This is a genomic window from Mycobacterium sp. 20KCMC460 (assembly GCF_022179425.1).
In the GTDB taxonomy this organism is placed as follows: Bacteria; Actinomycetota; Actinomycetes; order Mycobacteriales; family Mycobacteriaceae; genus Mycobacterium; species Mycobacterium kiyosense.
The window spans coordinates 3,245,749-3,262,874 of sequence record NZ_AP025524.1 but is presented as its reverse complement, the minus strand read 5'-3'; the positions used below and the strand labels follow the sequence as shown (position 1 = coordinate 3,262,874).

Genomic DNA, 17,126 nt, shown 5'->3' with positions numbered 1-17,126 from the left:
TTCAACCAACCGTCGCGGTTGCCTCCCCCCTCCTCACCCGGCGGCCGGCGGGCGCCCCATGATCGTCGGGCGGAATCCGTACCGCGGCGGATTGCCGAAGCTCTGCCCGGACATGCCACCAAGCGGCATGCCGGGCAGCCCAGGCATGCCCGCCTCGGGAGCTACGGTGCTGGTCCAGCCGCCGCCGGGGGCGGCAGCGCCGGCATGGTTGGCCACCGAGGTCGCCGCCGTCCAGGTCTGCGGCACCGACAACCGCCCGACCATCGCGGCCTGATTCGTCCCCGCGGCCACCACCGCGGCCGGCGATGCGGCCGCCGTCGTCGCCCCCAGGCTGGGCAGAGTCGCCGAACTGGCCGGCGTACCGGCCGGAATCCACGAGGCATTGCCCTCACCGGACCCCATCGGCGGCACCGCAGCGCCTTCCTGCGCGCCCAGCGCGACCGCGTTGATGTCGGCCATCGCGGCCCAGACGGCCGGGCCGACCACGGCCGGGCTGACGTATCCGGCCGAGACGAAGCCGTTGGACAGCGAGGAGTTCAGGAAAATGCCGTACGGGTTGCCGTCGTTGCCGTCCAGGAAATTCAGGATGCCCGCCAACAGCCCGCCCGGGTCCAGGCCGGCGGCGAGACTCGAGGGCGACAGCGCCGCGGCGGGTGAGGCAAGACCCTGCAGCGCGTCGGGTACCGACGACATCAGCTGCGGCAGCTCGGTCTGCACCAGCGTGCCGGCCGCATCGCCGGCCGCCTGGGTGACCGCCGCGGCCTGGTTGGCCTGCCCACTGGGATTGGTGGTCTGCGCCGGTTGGGTGAACTGTTGCAGCGTGGCTGCCGCCGCGGAGCTGACAGCGTAGCCGTACATCGCCGCCGCATCCTGGGCCCACATCTCGCCGTACGCGGCTTCGGTGGCCGCGATCGCCGGCGTGTTCTGACCGATCAGGTTGGTCGCCACCAGGACCGCCAGCTGCTCACGGTTGGCGGCGATTGCGGCCGGGGGCACGGTCATGGCGTAGGCCGCTTCGTAGGCGCCGGCGGCCGCGACGGCCTGAGACGCGGCCTGCTCGGCTTGCAGACCGGTCAGGGTCATCCACGTCATATACGGTGTGACCGCGTCCTCCATCGAAGCCGACGCCGGCCCTCGCCAGCCGTCGCTGGTCAGCACCGAAATCACGGTTTCGTACGCGGCTGCCGCCGAACGCAACTCGGCGCCCACGCGATCCCAGGCCGCCGCAGCTGCCAGCAGTGGCGCCGAGCCCGCACCGGTGTACATGCGCAGCGAGTTCAGCTCTGGCGGTAATGCCCCGAAATCCACTGCCTACACCCCCTCCACCGAGCGCGGTGCCAGCCGGACTGGGCGCGCATCGACCGCCATGACGAATTGCGTTGCCGCACAGCGGACTCCAAATTGACGATGGGCTACTGCTAGCGATTCCTGTTGTCGCACAACAAACATCGGGCTTCTCCTTTTCGGGATAGTCCGATCCGGCTACGGAATGCCGCTGTGCAGGTCTATGCGTGTGACTGGTTTCATGCAGGCGCCGCGACCGGATCGGGTGAATTGGCAACGATTTCCGCAGTCATCATCCGGCCAATGCGGCATCACCTCCCGTCGCCGTTCGGGGCACACGGGAGCGCCGCCGTGATCGCGCAATCGGGGTGAGGTCACCCGGCGGAATCTGCCGGACGCGGCCACCCCTCTTGTCCTAAAACGAGTTCACACAGCGTAACTGGCTGAGGCGATAACGGCAGGTCGTAAGGGGTGTCCGCTCGAAAGCGGCCCAGCTGCGGTCAGTTCGACTTTTTCTCCGCGACGGCGGCACTGAGGCCCTCGGCGAGGTCGTCGCGCGTCAATTCCCGGAACCGGCGCAGCTGCGATTCGCTGAATTCGGTGAGATCACTGTTCAGCACGGCGTCCAGGTCTTCGTCGTCGAGCCGGAAACTTCGGTGGTCGCGGGCTTTTTCCACCACGTTGCGCACGAAGCCGGCGTTGCCGAGCATGTCGATCCCGCGGATCAGGTCGCCGTCTTCGGAGTAGGTTTCGTCGAGATAGAACTTGGTGTACGACGGCAGCAGGATCGCGGCTTCCTCGTCGGTGATGACGTCCTCGTTCTCTTTGCCCATCAGCTGGGTAAGCGCGATCAACTCGTCCGGTGTGTAACTGAAGAACTCGATGACGGTCGAAAAGCGCCGCCGCAGACCCTGATTCACCTCGAGCATCTTTTCCATGGCCTTGGCGTAGCCGGCCCCGAACACCACCAGTTCGTCGCGATGGTTCTCCATGTACAGCAGCAGCGTGTTGATGATCGCGTTGCCATAGGGGTCGCCCTGCGAGTAACCCTTCTCGTGCAGGGTGTGCATCTCGTCGAAGAAGACCGCCCCGCCCAGTGCGCCTTCGAGCATCTCCTCGGTGTTCTTCTCGGCGTCGGCCATGTAGCGGCCCAACAGCTTGGTGCGGCTGGTCTCCACCACTACCGGCTTGCGCAGCACGGTCAAGCCGCACAACTGTTTGCTGAACGCGCGCGCCACCGAGGTCTTTCCGGTGCCGGGGGGTCCCAGCAACAATGTGTGACGCGAGGTGACCGGAACCGGGAGGCCCATTTTGGCCCGCGCCAGGTTCACCTTGGTCGTCGACTTGATGAGCTTGATTTCCTTTTTGGCCTGCTCCATTCCGAGCATCGCGTTGAGCTCGGCGTCGCCTTCGGCCAGGTACTTCGCGGCCTCCTCGGCGTGGCGGGCCGCCTCGGCCTGAGCCCGCGACGGGGCACTGTCCGGATCCCACGGGTCCGTGCGGGCCTCGATCGTCTCCGGGTCGGTCAGCACCAGGCGGAAGTTGGGGTTGTCCAGGGCCTCCCGCGCCGGGGTGAACTTCGCGTCGCGGGAGTAGACGCGCCGCAGCAGCTCGACCGCCTCGTCCTCCCTGCCGACGTGCCGCAGGCACATGCCCTGGGTGTAGAGGGCGATGTTGGCCGCGCCTGGCACCCGATCCCCCTCGATGGCGTCCTGACCGCGGCGGAAAGCCTCCTCGAAGACACCGAGCGACGCCAGCGCTGTGGTGGCCATCGCGGCCCCGGCGGCCTTCAACTCGGGGTGCCGCCACTGGGTGGACTCCGGGAATTGCGCCAGCACGTCCGGCCAGCGTTTGGTGCGGAAATAGAGCACTCCGCGCACGTAGCTGACCAACTCGGCGTCGAAGGGGTGCCGCGGTTCGGTGGCGTCGAGCAGGTCGGCCGCCTCCTCGTACCGCTTGTTCTCCGCCAGCACCGCCGCGTAAGCGCAGGCCAGGGAGTCCACGCTGGTCACAGCCAGTCGCAGGAACAGTCCGTCGGAGACCTCGGGGCGAAACTGCAGGTCGGTGACCCCGAGGCGCCGGGTCTCCCAGCCGAACGTCCTTACCGCCGCCCAGGCGCCGGCGAGTACCTCGATGCTTTGGTCGCCGGACAGGATCCGCGCCAGCCAGGCGTCGCACATCCCGGGATCCAGCGTGGTCGCGGTGCTGAACATCTGCGCCGCGACCTGCGGGTTATGGCTGGGTTGCAGCCCGTTGACCGAGATACCCGACGCCAGCAGGCCGGCGACCATGGCGTTTCTGGCATCTTCGGCAGCTGACTGCGCGCGGGTCATTGTGCTGCTGAGCTAGATACGCGCTCCGCCTCGTGGCCTACTGGCAGCTCCAGCTCGTCGTGGTCTCGCAGGTCGCGGCTCGGCACGACCAGATGTGGCTTGGCGGACGGCGCCGGCAGACTGGCCCGCACCGCCGCGAGCTGGCGCCCGGTGAGCCGGTTGAGTCCGGCGGTCAGGTCCCGGCTCAGCCGGCCCTCGCTGTGATAACGCACCCACGCCGACAGCTGAGGGCGGCCCGCCCGTGAATTCAGTCGCACGGTGACCACGGTAGCGCCAACTTCCGGCGCGTCCGAGAGCCAAAGGTCACGCAGTGTTTCGGTGCTGATATCCGATGGGGTCACCCAGAAGCTGGTCACGTACCCGTTGAAGTGCTTCAGGTGTCGCCAGCCCGGGCGGCTCCAGGTCGGTTCCAGATCGGCCAGCACCGCGCTGTCGACCTCGGCCAGCTCGTCGGCGGTCAAGGGCCGCGCCGCACAGCTCTGCCCGTCCAGGTCCTGCACCAGCCGCTCGGTTGCCGCCACCAGTGTCGCGGCCAGCGAGTCGCGGCAGACCACGGCGGCGACGTTGCGTTGCGGGTTCATCCGCAACACCAACCAGGTGCGGCGGCGGTCGGTGCCCGTTCGTTCGGTCGCACCGTCGTTGGCGCCCCACCCTTCCGGACCCCACTCCTCCAGCGAGGCCGAGGCGCGGGCGGCTTCCGCGCCGCCGCGTACCTCGACCGAGACGATGTCGATGGCGTCGAGTTGGATATCGAACTGCCGTAACCCGTCCGCGACCGCTGCCACCGGCAGGATCGGCGCCGAACCCGTCGGGCGGTGGCGATGCCGGCCGGGGTGCTCGCCGTCGCCGCCGTCCACCTCGACCACGGCCACCAGTTGGCCGCGATATTCGCGCACCCCGACCGTGTCGCGGCCGAATCGGCGTTTGAAGTCGTTAGCCGGGGTGCAGCCGGCGCCCAGCGCGGTGCCGGGGTCCGCCGACCAGTCCCACAACCAGGCCGTCAATCCCGAGGTCACGGTGATGCCGTGGTAGGTGACGATCGACAGCAGCGTCACCAGGACCGCAATTGCGACACCGATCCACCACGCCACCCGGTTCTCGCCCTGCCAGGACGCGGGGGCGTGGCTGGCGAGCACCAGGATCAGCACGTCGACCAGGAACACCGCGGTGAGGCGGGGCCAGGTCAAGGACAACCCGAATTTACGCTGAGCTTTCATCGTTGCTTCCGCGATCGCCGCATCAATGACGCTGTTCCGAACACTGCTCCGCCTATCAGTAATGCCGCGGCCAGGCCCCCGGTCGCTACCCACACCGGCACCATGTTGCGCGGCGGGGGCGCCTTCGGCAGCTGCAGCGGTGCCGAGAGGACTTTGGGTGCCTGGGGCGGCCCCGCAGGGACATCCCATGTCAATGCCGCGACCGGGTCGACGACACCGTATCCGACCTGGTTGTCCACTCCTCGAGCGGGCGGCCTGGCCGTATGGATCAGCCGCTGCATGACTTGGTAGGCCGACAGTTCGGGGAACTTGGCGCGCACCAATGCCGCCACCCCCGAGACGATGGCCGTGGCGAAACTGGTGCCGGCCGGCGTCAGCAGCGTGTTGTCGGGCCCGTCGATGGCATTGATCAGACCGTCGTCACGGTTGGAGAAACCCATCACGTCGGTTCCCGGCGCCGCGATCGACACCCACGGCCCGGCGATGCTCATCTGGGTCATCGGTTGCCCGTTGGGGTCGACGGCGCCGACGGTGAGGACGTCGTCGCTGAACCAGGACGGCGTCACCACAGTGGTCACGGCACTCCAGTTGCGCGGGTCCTTCGGCGACAACGGATCGAACGTCGGGTTCTGCTTGCAGTCCTTCTTGCTGCTGTCCCCGGCAGCAGCGACGATCAGCGCATTCTTCTCGACCGCGGCGTAGTGCACCGCGGCGCCCAGCACCCGCTGGTCAATCGGATTGCGGGCGCTGATACAGGTCACCTCGGAGATATTGATCACCGAAGCGCCCATGTTGGCAGCATGGACGATCGCGCGCGCCATCGTCTGGATGTTGTCGATTTTCGCCGCGGTCTGCGGGTCTTCCTCGCCGGTGTAGGCGTCCTTGAGGGTGAACGCCGAACTCGACTGACGGATGGAGATCAGGTCGACTCCGGGGGCGACTCCGCTGAATGCGTCCGCCGGCGCCGCAGCGGGGCCGGGCGGCGGGGCCGGTGCGGGGCTCGCCGACGACGGCGTCGGTGACGCACCAGACGTCGTAGTCGTCGTCGGGGTCGTCGTGGTGGTCGTCGTCGTGGTGGTGGTTGCCGGGTCCAGCGGAAGCGGACTGGTCCCGCCCATCCCGACACCGGCGATCCGTCGACCACCGGTGTAGCCGGGGATGGTGATGGTGCCGCCGCCGTGACTGGCCGCCGGGGCCTGGCCCGGTCCCGGTGCCGGGCCGGGCGGCGCCCCTTCGGAGGACGGGGGCGGCGCGGGGATCACGGTGATGGTGGGTCCCGGAACCGGTGAGAGCGTCACCGTCTGTGGCGGCGGCGGCTTCTCCTGAGTGGGAACGGGAATCGGTCGGCGTGGCGCGGCCGGCGGCGCCGCCGCACCGTTGGCGGGCGCACCACCGATCATGGATGCCACCAGGGTGCCGTGCGCGTCACAGTCCGACAGCCCGTCGCCGGCCATCACGTAGTCGCCACCCGGGGCGAGTCGCGGCAACCTGGGGTGCGGCGTCACGCCGGTGTCGATGACCGCGACCTTGATTCCCTCACCTCGGCCGAAGCGCCACGCCTCGCTGAGGCTCAGCATCTCCATGTACTTCGGCGGGATCTTGAAGTCCGTACCGGGCAGAACTCCTACCTCGGTGCAGTAGGAGTTCTGCTTCATCGGCGCGATCGGGCCGGGCGGGCCGTCCGGCGGTATCGCACCCGGATCGAACGGCGGCGGCGTGATGGCATACGCCGGTGGCAATCCCGCCAGCGCCCCACCGGCGAGCACGGTCGCGGCGATGGCCGCGCTGGCTGCGCGGCCCCGCCACGAACGGGCCCTACCGGTATCGGATGGCTGCATAGACGTTCATCAACCACAAGGCCAGCGGGAAGATCGGGATCAGGCAGAGGTACTCGATCCACTCCACGAACTTGCGGAACAGCGGACTGTAGATGGTGTTCGGCACCACCGCGGCGGCAGTCAGACCGGCGGTCGGCAGCGCGACCAGGACCGCGGCGGCGATCGACACCGACAGCGGCGACGACAGCACCAGCGCGTAGCGCACCGCGACGGCGGCGATGATGATCACCCCGGTCGCGGCCAGCGTGATGGCCTGCCAACGGTCGACGTAGGAGCGGCCGCGCAGCAGCAGGAAGCCGGCACTGAAACCCGCGAGGAGCAGCGGCAGCCAGCGCTCGTTGGTGTGCGGGTTGCACAGGGCGCTCAGGCACACGACCATCAGGACACCGAGCCCCACCAGCAGACCGCTCAGGAACGACCGCGCACGCTCCGCCTGCAGCAACACGTCGCGCACCGACGCCGGACCTTCCAGGGTCGGCGGACCGCCCTCGGTCCGCACCACCGTGGTGGGCAGGTCGGGCCGCGCCTCGAACACCCAGCGGCTGGTCGCGGACGGGAACACCGGCAACCGGATCCCGGCCAGGCGCCGGGCCAGCGCCGGAGCAGCGTGGTACAGCAGGACGCTGGCCAGCACCAGGCAGGACAGCAGGGTCACCGCGCTGGTGGCCGCCACCATCCGGGACAGGCTGGCCAGGGTGGCCAGCGCGGTGACGGTCACGATCGCGGTGTAGATCGCCAACCGCCGCCCGGTGAAGCGCAACGCCAGGGCCGCAGCGACGGCCAGGACGCCGAAGCCCAGCACGGCGTTGGGCGAACCGACCGGACCGGGGGGTGCGGCGGCGGCAGTGACGGTGAGCGGAACCAGCCCGCTCATCAGCAGGGTGTCACCGACACGACGGTCGGCGTCGGTCTTGGCGCGCACCAGCAGCAGCACCGAGACGGTGAGCACCAGTACGGCGACGATCGCGGCGAAGATCGTGGTCAGCCAGGAGTTGTGGTGCCAGCGCCACCAGCCCAGCACGCCGGACGCCAGGACCACCCCGGTCGCCACCATCGACGCGCCGACCTGCACGGCGACGACCGGGTCGATCGCGGCGAAGCGCTTGCTCAGGTTCGCCGACACCGCCGTCGAGATGTGCTCGATGACCTGGGACCGGTGCTCGGTGTCCGCGATGAACCGGATCCACAGCCGGTCACCGTCGTAGACGTCCTGCTCGGTCAACGACTGGGCGGCGCGCAGCGGGGTGCCGTCGACCATGCACAGGGCCCAACGGCCGCGCCCGGTGGCTTCCAGCGGCGTCTCCCCCAGTTCCCGGAGCCGGCTGTTGATCACCTTGAGCAGCGGGTCGGTCATCACCGAGACGGGGGCGTTGGCGTCCAGCAACACACCGATCTGGACACCCTCGCCGGCCATGATCCCGACGACGACGGCCCGGGGCGACGAGATGCCCTCTACGTCAGTCTGTGGCGCATCAGCTACTGCGGTCATCGTCCTGCACCCCCTGCCATGCCGGCCTGTGTCGGCACGATTGCCGGGGCTCCTGTCACGCCGCCGCCCCTAAGGAGCTTCGGCTGGACTGACTCCAATTTCATTTGCCTCGCCTCGCGCGTATGAGTTGTGGTTGACGTGTTGGTTTTTAGTTTTGCAACCCGTTGCTGAAAGCAGTATGCCGTGTCGGCATCCACCTCGCATTTTATGTTCAAAGTTGTTGTTGTACTGCGATTTTCGTAACGGCGCTGTTAAACCCTGCTGTGCGATTTCCATTCGCCGTACGGCAGGGTGTCCAAAACGGTCTTCACTCCCACCTGGACCAGTTGCGGCGTGGCCGGGCAGATAGCTAGCCACGCTTCACCCGATCCGGCCGTGCGCGCCTGCTGATACAACGCGATACGTCCGCCGGATCCGTCTTTCAGGGAGAGCACCGACGCGCTCGGCCCCTTGGCGTCGTCGCGGTACTGGCGCGCGTAGACGGCGACCTCGGCCGCGGGGTCGGACAAGGCCTGCCCCAGCGCGGCCACGGTGGAGGCACTGATGCCCATGCGGCGCAGGTCGCCGCCGGAGAAGACGTTGAATCCGGATTCCTGCCAGGACTTGGTGGCCTCGAGCATTTCCTCCAGCGGCACGTTGACCGCGTTGATCGCCGCCGGGTCGGCGTGGTGGATCGATTCGAGGCCGTCGAGCACCAGCGACGCGATCGAGGCGCTGTCGGAGACGACGACGTCGTCGACGGTGATGTCGTTGCCAACCCGGACCGCCGAGACCCAGTGCTGTGCCCGCCGGGCCAGCACCACCCGGAATTCGTTGTCGGGGATGTCGCGCGACCCGGGCGGCTGGTTCTCGTCTTCGACGATGCCGTACAGCAATTTGCCGCGGGACAACAGCGCGATCACCTCGAGGTCGGGCGCGGCGAGCACCTTCATGCGGGCGGCGACGTGTTCGTTGACCTCGTCGCCCACGACGATGCCCTGCTCACGCATCACGGCCATGCCCGGGTGCTCGTTGAGCCAGTCGTTGTTGTCGGTGGACACGTAGGGCCGGCACCGCAGCTCGGGCGCAACGTGCCGGATATCCAGCAGCGCCTGAAGCATCCAGAAGCCATCGACGTTGACGGTGATGTCAGTGCGGGTGCTCTGTTGATCCATCCCTACTCAGTGCCCCTTCTCGTTCCTCGGTGGTCTTATTGTGCGACCTCCGTTGTATTACCGGTGGTACTTCCAGTTGACTGCAGGACACGGCAGCACACCGTCTTGCTTGGTGTGCTGCCGCGCCCGCAGGTTTCGGTTATCTAGGCCCAGCTGGAGCCGACGGCGCTGTCGGTCTGCGCCATGTTGCTGCCGGCGGACTGAACCTTCTGGCCGTGAGCGTTGGCCTGCTCGTAGATCACCTGGAAGTTGCGACCCAACTGGGTGATGAACTCCTGGCAAGCCACCGAACCGGCGCCGCCCCAGAAGTCACCGGCAGCCAGCACATCGCGAACGATGGCCTGGTGCTCGGCCTCCAGGTTGGCGGCCTGCGCGCGGATGAGCGCACCGTGGGCGTCGACATCCCCGAACTGGTAATTGATGGTCATTCTGATGTTCTCCTAACGTTTGAAAGATTACGCAGCTAGGGCGTGAGTGGCTAGCTGCTGAGGATCTGCTGGGAGGCCTGCTCTTGCTGCTCGTAGTTGTTGGCGTCCCGGATCAGTCCGTCGCGAACGCCGTGCAGCATGTTGACGATGTTGCGGAAGGCCTGGTTCATCTGGGTCATGGTGTCCATCGAGGTGGCCTCGGCCAGACCACTCCAGCCGGCGCCGGAAATGTTCTGCGAGGACGCCATCATCCGGCGCGCCTCGTCCTCGACGGTCTGAGCGTGAGTCTCGAAACGGCCTGCCATCGCCCGCATCGAGTGCGGGTCGGTCATGAAGCGTGTAGCCACTTGCTGTCTCCTTGATTAATTCAGTGGTTTGTTGAATGTGTAACAACGCGATGGCCGATCAGCGCCACACGGATGTAACCGCCGACCGGGAAAACTACGGAGAACCCCCTTTTCCGTCAGCCGGCGGCCACCGGGCTGCGTCACGGCCGGAAAGGTGTCGAACCCGAACCCCGTTGTTCGCGTTGACGGCGTATGCAGGTGATCCGCAGTGAGGGCCTCCGACCAAGCCACTCGACTCCGGAATCACCGCCCAGCGAAACGACGCTGTCGGACCTGAGTCCGAAGCTGACCCGTTTCGCAACATCTGCCAGATCGGTCAGCCGGCTGCGGCTGCGTTGGCGGCTTCGGTAGCCGCGTACGAACCCGAACTGGTGGTCAGGGTGTTCACGAACATCTCGTGAATCGCAGCCGCCTGCGCACTGACGGCCTGGTACATCTGCGCGTGCGCCGCGAACTGCGCCGCGGTCAGCGCCGACACCTCGTCGGCGGCAGCGGGAACCACTCCGGTGGTGGGCGCCGCGGCGGCGGCGTTCTGGGCACTCATGGTGGTGCCGATGCCCTGCAAATTCCCGGCCGCAGCGGCCAGCGCCTCTGGCTGTGTGGACACGAACGACATGCTGTTTCCTCCCTCAAATCATCCCAGCACGCTCTCTCGCAAGAGAGTAGAGGACTGCGCGGCGCGAGGTCGCCCCCAACGCTGCATAGTCGGGATTTGTTCACTCGACGGCAATATGAAAACGTCCGTTGTAACGACACAGTAACAGCGCCCGACCAACTTCGGCATCGATCAACCGAGGCACGTTGCGCAATGCCCCGGACGGCGTCCCCGCAGCTGCCCAGATGGTGGGGTTGACGTGCACTTTTGCCTCTTGGAATCGAGCCGCCGGAAAAGAATCTCGCAGTTGGAAAGTCGCCTTTTAGGACGAACCCAATTTCTCCTTGTGACGCGGGCAATACGCATCGATGGCGGCGCCGACGAAGTATCCGGAGTGATACGCGGGCATGCTGCTGCTGTTGAGCACATCGGTGGCCACGTCGTTGGGCGACATTCCGTTGTCGAGTTTCACGCACACGAAGTGGCCCGCTTCGATGGCGTGTGCGTTCGAGATGTGGTCGGTGATGCCTTCCGAGCGCAGCTGTGCCAGAAATCTGTCGTCGACGGAGTCAGCGTGCGCGACGGGGACCGTGTGAGCGCCGAGCAATGCCAGGAACATCACGACGACCCTAAGCGGGCGCAAAGACATTTCGGAGACTCCAGAGATAGACGACATGCTGACGACAGCCCAGCGGACCGCGTCCGTGTGAGTGAGCTGTCAACCACCGATTTTCTCCGGTAGTGAGCCGCAGTTCCAGCGGGACGGGCAGCTGTACATGTGCTGTTTACCCACCGTCCACTTCGCGGCAGGTTGGCACCCTCGAATCCCTCAGATTCCATTCACCCTTGCGATTCCTGGATGTCATGGCTCGTTAATTCTCCGTGCACCACAGTTGAAATATGGTTCAACCGGGCTGACCGGCACCGAACTGCAGTGACGATATGGGCGGCCAGTCGACTGAATTCGAGGAACTGAATTGAACCTGAGAAGCTTTGGCGCCTGGGTGGCTGTGGCGTTGTCACCGCTGGTGATCTGCGGGTGCGGGAGTGACCACAAGGCGAGCGCGCCCAGCGCATCGAGTAATGCACCCGCGGTCGGCGTCGACTGCGGCGGGCGCAAGGCACTCAAAGCCAGCGGTTCCACGGCCCAGGTCAATGCGATGACTCGGTTCGTGAAGGCCTACGAACAGGCCTGCAGCGACAAGACGCTGGACTACACGGCCAACGGATCGGGCGCCGGCATCCGCGAGTTCATCGGCGGCCAAACCGATTTCGCCGGATCCGACTCGCCGCTGACCCCGGACGAATACAACTCCGCACGGCCACGCTGCGGCTCCGACGCGTGGAACCTGCCGGTGGTGTTCGGGCCGGTGGCCATCACCTACAACGTCAGCGGCCTCACCTCGTTGTCGCTGGACGGCCCGACGGCGGCCAAAATCTTCAACGGAACCATCAGCCAGTGGAACGATCCTGCTATCGCGGCGCTGAACCCGGGCGTGACGCTGCCCGCGCAGCGAATTCACGTGGTGTTCCGTAGCGACGAGTCGGGCACGTCGGACAACTTCCAGCGCTACCTCGACACGGCCTCGGACGGCGCCTGGGGCAAGGGCGCCGGCAAGACGTTCCTGGGTGGTGTCGGCGAGGGCGCCATGGGCAACGACGGCACCTCGGCCGCCGTCAAACGCACCGAAGGGGCGATCAGCTACAACGAATGGTCGTTCGCTCAGGCGTACCAGCTCGGCATGGCCAAGATCGTCACATCGGCCGGCCCGAACCCGGTGGCAATCAGCGCGGACTCGGTGGCCAAGACCATCGCCGCGGCCGGGATCGTCAACAAGAACAACGACCTGGTCCTGGACACGATCTCGTTCTACCGGCCCAGCCAGCCCGACTCCTACCCCATCGTGCTGGCGACCTACGAGGTGGTGTGCTCGAAGTATCCCGACCATGAGGTCGCCGCGGCGGTAAAAGCCTTCCTGCAGAGCACAATCGGCGTGGGCCAGAACGGTTTGGCCGACCACGGGTACGTTCCCATTCCGGACGCGTTCAAGCAGCGGCTGTCCACCGCGGTGAACGCCATCTCGTAATCCCGGACGGTAGAAGTGGTTTCGCCGCATCTGGTCGGGTAGAAGGGTCTCATGGAGGATCCGCCCGAGCGCTCGTTCGATCCGGCGGTGCTGCGCGCAGCCATGACGCGACGGTTGCATCGCCGGTCGGTCGCCGCCGGCCAGATCAGCGTGCCGGCAGTTCCAGCGTTGATCGACGAGTACGTGCAGATGTGCAACAACATCTTCGCGAGCGTGGGCGCGCAGCAGACGGAAGAAGAAGCCGCACAACTGCGGACCATGCTGCAGACCGAGCTGGACCGCGCCTTCAGCGCTTCGCAGCGGTCCAACATCGTCATCTCGTACCACGCCCCGTTCGGGATCGGTATGAACTATCGGGTGACGGCCGAATGGCTTACGGTCGCAGGCGATTACGACACCTGGGTCGGCTCACGCGAAGGTCCGCTGTTCGGGGCTGAAGCCGACGCGCGGGTATCGGAGCTGGCTCGGCGGGCAACCGATCCGGCGGCCTTCCCGGTGCTCGATGTGGGGGCGGGCACCGGCCGCAACTCGCTCGCCCTGGCCCGGCGCGGTCACCCGGTGGATGCGGTGGAGATGACCCCGAAGTTCGCCGAGATCATTCGCGCCGAAGCCGAGCGGGCTGCGCTGAACGTACACGTCATCGAGAGCGACGCTTTCGACACCATGGATGGCGTCCGCACCGACTATCAGCTGATCGTGGTCTCCGAGGTGGTGCCCGAGTTCCGGACCACCGATGAGCTTCGGGGCGTTCTCGAGCTGGCTGCCGATTGCCTGGCCCCCGGCGGGCATCTGGTGTTCAACGCGTTTCTGCCGCGCCCGGGTTACGTTCCCGACGACGCCGCTGTGCAGCTCGGACAGCAATGCAACACCATGATTTTCACTCGCGACGAGATGGCGAGCGCGGTTACCGGGCTGCCGCTGCAGCTGGTGTCCGACGACTCTGCCGCCGAGTACGAGAAAAACCATCTGCCCGCAGGCGCTTGGCCGCCCACCGGTTGGTTCGCGGGTTGGGCGAACGGCCTCGACCTCTTCGACGTCGCGCCGCAGGAGTCACCGATCGAGTTGCGTTGGCTCGTCTACCGCAAAGGCGGTTAGTTTTTGGCCTCTGGCGGGTCGAACTGCGGGCAATAAACCTCGATGGCGGCCCCCACGAAGTAGCCGGAGTGATAGGCCGGCATGGAGCTGCTGTTCAACACGTCGGCGGCCACCTCGGTCGGCGTCATCCCCTGCTCCAGTTTCGTGCAGACCATGTGGCCCGCCTCCACGGCGTGGCTGGGCGATATGTGATCGCTGATGCCCTCGTTCTGCAGCAACGTGAGGAACTTGTTGTCCAGTGAGTCGGCATGAGCGGTGGCAGCCGTGCTCAATGAACCGAGCAGGACGGCAGCCACGACGAGCATGCGGGCGGTCAATGTTGGCTCCTGGTTTGGCGGTCGCGTGCAGTGTTGATGTCGGGGACGCTCAGCCGGCCGACATGGGACGGGGCATGACCGTCGGTTTGAATCCGTACCGGGGACCGGCGCCGACGCCGCGTCCATTCCCGGCCCCGAAGACGGGCATGCCGCTGAGCACATTGCCGTTGCCGCCCGCGGACGCGCCCGTGACGATGGGTTCGCTGACCATCTGCACAGCCGGACGCACCGTCGGCGCCGCCGACGCCCCCGGCCACGAGGCCGGCACCGCCAGGTGACCGATGTGGGCGCCGTTGCCCAGGCCGGCCGCCACCTGACCGCCGGCGCCGCCGATAGCTGCGCTGATCGGTGGCGTCGGGACGGCCGCCGCGGCCGGTGCCGCGCTGGTCAGCAGGCCTGCCGACTTGGCGATCTGCACACCGGAGTTGCCCATACCGACGCTGAAGTACGGCAGACCTTCGGTGTTGTAGAAGAAGCTGGCGTAGGGCTGGAGGCCGTTGAGGAAGTTGCCCAAGCTCGTCGGCAGAGTTGTCTGCCCGGTCAGCAGGAACCAGAGCTCGGTGAGGATCGGGTTGCTGGTTCCGATCGAGTTCACCAGCGAAGTCGTGCTGGCCGGGGTTCCGAGCGCTCCGAGCTGGGCGGTGACCTGGTTGAAGAAGCTTTGCAGACTCTCCTGGATCGACGCTGCCGGCGCAGCCTGAGCCGCGGCGACAGCCGTGGCCTGGCTGGCGGCCCCGCCCGGGTTCACGATCGTCGGGGCCTCGGTGAACGTCGTGAGCTTGCTCGCGGCCTGCGACGCCGTGGCGTAGTTGAGCATGGTCGCGGAGTTCTGCGCCCACATGTCCGCGTATTGGGCTTCGAGCTGAGCGATCACCCCGTTGTTCAGACCCAGCAGGTTGGTCTGCACAGCCTGGGCCAACGCGGCCCGATTGGCCGCGACGAGCGGCGGCGGCACGATCGAGGCGAATGCCGTCTCGAAGGCGGCCGCGACCGCCTGGGATTGGGCGGCGGCGCTCTCAGCTGAGGACGCGGTGGTGGTCAGCCAGGACACGTAGGGCAGCGCGGCCTGCACCATCGTCGACGAGGCCGGCCCCAGCCATTCTTCGCCGGCCAGCTGGTCGAGCACTGCCTCGTAACCCTGCGCGGTCGAGGTGAGCTCGGTGGCCAGCGCGTTCCACGCCGAGGCCGCTGCCACGAACGACGACGCACCCGGGCCGGAATACATCAGCGCCGAGGTGACCTCCGGCGGTAGCAAGCTGAAATCCGTTGCCATGTCTTGACTCCTAACCGGCCGCGGCCGCGTTGGCCGCCTCGGTCGCCGCGTAGGACCCCGAGCTGACGCCCAGGGTGTTGACGAACAATTCGTGTATTGCCTGAGCTTGGGCGCTGACGGCCTGATACATCTGGGCATGCGCGGCGAACTGCGCCGCGGTCAGTGCCGACACCTCGTCGGCGGCGGCCGGAACGACTCCTGTGGTGGGCGCGGCGGCCGCGGCGTTCTGTGAACTCATCGCGGCGCCGATCCCCTGCAGGGTACCGGCGGCGGCCGACAGCGCTTCCGGTTGCGTCGTCACATAGGACATCCGATTTCTCCTCAACTAGTTTCTGGCACTCGGGTTTCGGGTCGCGAGACTTAACCTGCGGACGGTGGCCGGGTGACCACGCTGTAGCGGAATCCGTAGCGTACGCCCATGTTTCCGGCTCGCTGGGCGTTGCGCGAGCCAAGCGGGATGCCGGCGCCGGAGTTCACCGCGCCGGCGGGGCCGGCCTCGGCCGGTGTGGCCGTGAAGTTGGCGCTGACCACCTTCGCGCCGGACCCTGCGGCGGTACCCGCATTGTTGGTCCAACTCACCGGCACCGACAGGCCACCGATCTTGCCCGAGGACGCGACGCTCGCCGACAGTCCGGCGCCCGGGTGGAAGTGCCAGCCGCCGGCGCCCAGGGCTGCGAACTGGGGTGTCGGATACCAGGCACCACTGGCACCGGCTGTGGTTCCCAGACCGTTGTACAACTGCTGCTCGATCTGCGTTCCGAACGCCGCCAGGCCCACCCCGAAATAGGCCTGCAGCGCTCTGACCACCGCGGTGTAGTTGGCGGGGGTCAGACCGGTGTAGTTGTTCAACGGCGTCGGAAGGCCATAAGTCAGGAAGTTCTGAATGGTGTTCCAGACGAAGTTCGGTTCGATGGCCGCAGCCGGTGACGCGGCGAGTTGCTGCAGCGCCTGCGGTACCGCGGCGGAGGACACCAGCTGCGTTGCGGTGGTCTGCACCGCGTCGGCGGCGGGCGTAGCGGTGGCCTGACTGACCGCAGCGGCTTGGCCGGGCACCGCGTCCGGCGTCGTCGTGTTGGGCGGTTCGACAAAACTCGCCAACTCGGTTGCGCTCGCCGACGACGCCGCGTACTCGTACATCGCGGCCGCATCCTGCGCCCACATCTCGATGTACTGCGCTTCGGTCGCGGCGATCGCCGGGGTGTTCTGCCCGAAGAAGTTGGTCGCGACCAGCGTCATCAGCAACACCCGGTTGGCCGCGATCACCGGCGGCGGCACCGTCATGGTGAACGCCGTGTCGTATGCGGCCGCGGCCGCGCGGGCCTGGTTTCCGGTCTCCTCGGCCTGCACCGCTGCCGCGCTGAGCCAGCCGACATACGGCACGACCGCCGAGATCATTGCCTGCGAAGCCGGCCCCAGCCACGGCGAGCTGGTCAGCTCCGTGATCACCGAGTTGTATCCGGAAGCGGCCGAGCTCAATTCGGCCGCGACCCCGTCCCAGGCCGAAGCCGCCGCGATCATCGGAGCAGACCCGGGACCGCTGTACATCCGTCCCGAATTTATCTCGGGCGGCAACGCGCCGAAGTCAAACACCAACCCCTCCTCAACCGCCACGCGTGTCGGTCTTGGCTGTTCTTATCTCGCGCTCGTATGCAGCCACGTTGCTGCGGGA

The 17,126-nt window shown here is 67.0% G+C and carries 16 protein-coding genes; 2 read left to right on the top strand and 14 right to left on the bottom strand.

Translation table 11 applies throughout. The features are described from left to right. Positions 1 to 33: 33 nt before the first annotated feature. From MKCMC460_RS15055 to MKCMC460_RS15010, 10 genes are all read right to left on the bottom strand, one after another. Positions 34 to 1,308 (bottom strand): PPE family protein, encoded by a 1,275-nt coding sequence (locus MKCMC460_RS15055; protein ID WP_238304493.1) that lies wholly within the window; start codon positions 1,306 to 1,308, stop codon positions 34 to 36. A gap of 476 nt (positions 1,309 to 1,784) precedes the next feature. Continuing rightward, entirely contained in the window at positions 1,785 to 3,617 is a 1,833-nt protein-coding gene (eccA, locus tag MKCMC460_RS15050) for a type VII secretion AAA-ATPase EccA (RefSeq protein WP_236983648.1), read from the bottom strand. Further along, positions 3,614 to 4,834 carry a type VII secretion protein EccE gene (gene eccE, locus MKCMC460_RS15045; RefSeq protein WP_236983650.1) on the bottom strand — a complete coding sequence of 407 codons (1,221 nt, stop codon included), beginning with the start codon at positions 4,832 to 4,834 and terminating at the stop codon, positions 3,614 to 3,616. Before eccE ends, eccA begins: the two co-directional genes overlap by 4 nt. Continuing rightward, positions 4,831 to 6,672 carry a type VII secretion-associated serine protease mycosin gene (gene mycP, locus MKCMC460_RS15040; RefSeq protein ID WP_238304491.1) on the bottom strand — a complete coding sequence of 614 codons (1,842 nt, stop codon included), beginning with the start codon at positions 6,670 to 6,672 and terminating at the stop codon, positions 4,831 to 4,833. Before mycP ends, eccE begins: the two co-directional genes overlap by 4 nt. Next, positions 6,650 to 8,161 (bottom strand): type VII secretion integral membrane protein EccD, encoded by a 1,512-nt coding sequence (eccD, locus tag MKCMC460_RS15035; RefSeq protein WP_236983652.1) that lies wholly within the window; start codon positions 8,159 to 8,161, stop codon positions 6,650 to 6,652. The genes mycP and eccD overlap by 23 nt, the downstream gene beginning before the upstream one ends. A gap of 251 nt (positions 8,162 to 8,412) precedes the next feature. Then, positions 8,413 to 9,315 (bottom strand): ESX secretion-associated protein EspG, encoded by a 903-nt coding sequence (locus MKCMC460_RS15030; protein WP_236983653.1) that lies wholly within the window; start codon positions 9,313 to 9,315, stop codon positions 8,413 to 8,415. A 143-nt stretch (positions 9,316 to 9,458) separates the two neighbouring features. Further along, positions 9,459 to 9,743 carry a WXG100 family type VII secretion target gene (locus MKCMC460_RS15025; RefSeq protein WP_083111340.1) on the bottom strand — a complete coding sequence of 95 codons (285 nt, stop codon included), beginning with the start codon at positions 9,741 to 9,743 and terminating at the stop codon, positions 9,459 to 9,461. Positions 9,744 to 9,793: 50 nt separating this feature from the next. Then, positions 9,794 to 10,090 carry a WXG100 family type VII secretion target gene (locus MKCMC460_RS15020; protein ID WP_180913534.1) on the bottom strand — a complete coding sequence of 99 codons (297 nt, stop codon included), beginning with the start codon at positions 10,088 to 10,090 and terminating at the stop codon, positions 9,794 to 9,796. A gap of 316 nt (positions 10,091 to 10,406) precedes the next feature. After that, positions 10,407 to 10,706 (bottom strand): PE family protein, encoded by a 300-nt coding sequence (locus MKCMC460_RS15015; protein WP_236983655.1) that lies wholly within the window; start codon positions 10,704 to 10,706, stop codon positions 10,407 to 10,409. Between the two features lie 301 nt (positions 10,707 to 11,007). Further along, positions 11,008 to 11,304: a DUF732 domain-containing protein gene (locus tag MKCMC460_RS15010; protein ID WP_236983657.1), complete on the bottom strand. Its 297-nt coding sequence runs from the start codon at positions 11,302 to 11,304 to the stop codon at positions 11,008 to 11,010. A gap of 358 nt (positions 11,305 to 11,662) precedes the next feature. On the opposite strand from MKCMC460_RS15010, the gene pstS reads away from it, so the two are divergent. Both pstS and MKCMC460_RS15000 read left to right on the top strand, forming a co-directional pair. Continuing rightward, positions 11,663 to 12,772, top strand: coding sequence for a phosphate ABC transporter substrate-binding protein PstS (gene pstS, locus MKCMC460_RS15005; RefSeq protein ID WP_236983659.1), 1,110 nt, complete (start codon positions 11,663 to 11,665; stop codon positions 12,770 to 12,772). A gap of 51 nt (positions 12,773 to 12,823) precedes the next feature. Continuing rightward, positions 12,824 to 13,867: a bifunctional 2-polyprenyl-6-hydroxyphenol methylase/3-demethylubiquinol 3-O-methyltransferase UbiG gene (locus tag MKCMC460_RS15000; RefSeq protein ID WP_236983661.1), complete on the top strand. Its 1,044-nt coding sequence runs from the start codon at positions 12,824 to 12,826 to the stop codon at positions 13,865 to 13,867. Here the strand turns inward: MKCMC460_RS15000 and MKCMC460_RS14995 are convergent. Genes MKCMC460_RS14995 through MKCMC460_RS14980 form a run of 4 tightly spaced genes read right to left on the bottom strand, consistent with a single transcriptional unit; the run spans position 13,864 to position 17,047 of the window. Then, a complete protein-coding gene (locus MKCMC460_RS14995; protein ID WP_236983663.1) occupies positions 13,864 to 14,184 on the bottom strand; it encodes a DUF732 domain-containing protein in 321 nt (106 codons plus the stop codon). The genes MKCMC460_RS15000 and MKCMC460_RS14995 overlap by 4 nt on opposite strands. A gap of 49 nt (positions 14,185 to 14,233) precedes the next feature. Continuing rightward, entirely contained in the window at positions 14,234 to 15,457 is a 1,224-nt protein-coding gene (locus MKCMC460_RS14990) for a PPE family protein (protein WP_238304489.1), read from the bottom strand. A gap of 10 nt (positions 15,458 to 15,467) precedes the next feature. After that, entirely contained in the window at positions 15,468 to 15,767 is a 300-nt protein-coding gene (locus MKCMC460_RS14985) for a PE family protein (RefSeq protein WP_236983665.1), read from the bottom strand. Between the two features lie 50 nt (positions 15,768 to 15,817). Beyond that, positions 15,818 to 17,047: a PPE family protein gene (locus MKCMC460_RS14980; RefSeq protein WP_289624806.1), complete on the bottom strand. Its 1,230-nt coding sequence runs from the start codon at positions 17,045 to 17,047 to the stop codon at positions 15,818 to 15,820. Positions 17,048 to 17,126: the final 79 nt, after the last annotated feature.

Excerpts from the sequence above, each read along its gene's own strand:
- eccA (WP_236983648.1), bottom strand. The coding sequence starts at position 3,617 with ATGACCCGCGCGCAGTCAGCTGCCGAAGATGCCAGAAACGCCATGGTC.
- eccD (WP_236983652.1), bottom strand. The coding sequence starts at position 8,161 with ATGACCGCAGTAGCTGATGCGCCACAGACTGACGTAGAGGGCATCTCG.
- MKCMC460_RS15015 (WP_236983655.1), bottom strand. The coding sequence starts at position 10,706 with ATGTCGTTCGTGTCCACACAGCCAGAGGCGCTGGCCGCTGCGGCCGGG.
- mycP (WP_238304491.1), bottom strand. The coding sequence starts at position 6,672 with ATGCAGCCATCCGATACCGGTAGGGCCCGTTCGTGGCGGGGCCGCGCA.
- MKCMC460_RS15025 (WP_083111340.1), bottom strand. The coding sequence starts at position 9,743 with ATGACCATCAATTACCAGTTCGGGGATGTCGACGCCCACGGTGCGCTC.
- MKCMC460_RS15030 (WP_236983653.1), bottom strand. The coding sequence starts at position 9,315 with ATGGATCAACAGAGCACCCGCACTGACATCACCGTCAACGTCGATGGC.
- MKCMC460_RS14990 (WP_238304489.1), bottom strand. The coding sequence starts at position 15,457 with ATGGCAACGGATTTCAGCTTGCTACCGCCGGAGGTCACCTCGGCGCTG.
- eccE (WP_236983650.1), bottom strand. The coding sequence starts at position 4,834 with ATGAAAGCTCAGCGTAAATTCGGGTTGTCCTTGACCTGGCCCCGCCTC.
- MKCMC460_RS15000 (WP_236983661.1), top strand. The coding sequence starts at position 12,824 with ATGGAGGATCCGCCCGAGCGCTCGTTCGATCCGGCGGTGCTGCGCGCA.
- MKCMC460_RS15010 (WP_236983657.1), bottom strand. The coding sequence starts at position 11,304 with ATGTTCCTGGCATTGCTCGGCGCTCACACGGTCCCCGTCGCGCACGCT.
- MKCMC460_RS14985 (WP_236983665.1), bottom strand. The coding sequence starts at position 15,767 with ATGTCCTATGTGACGACGCAACCGGAAGCGCTGTCGGCCGCCGCCGGT.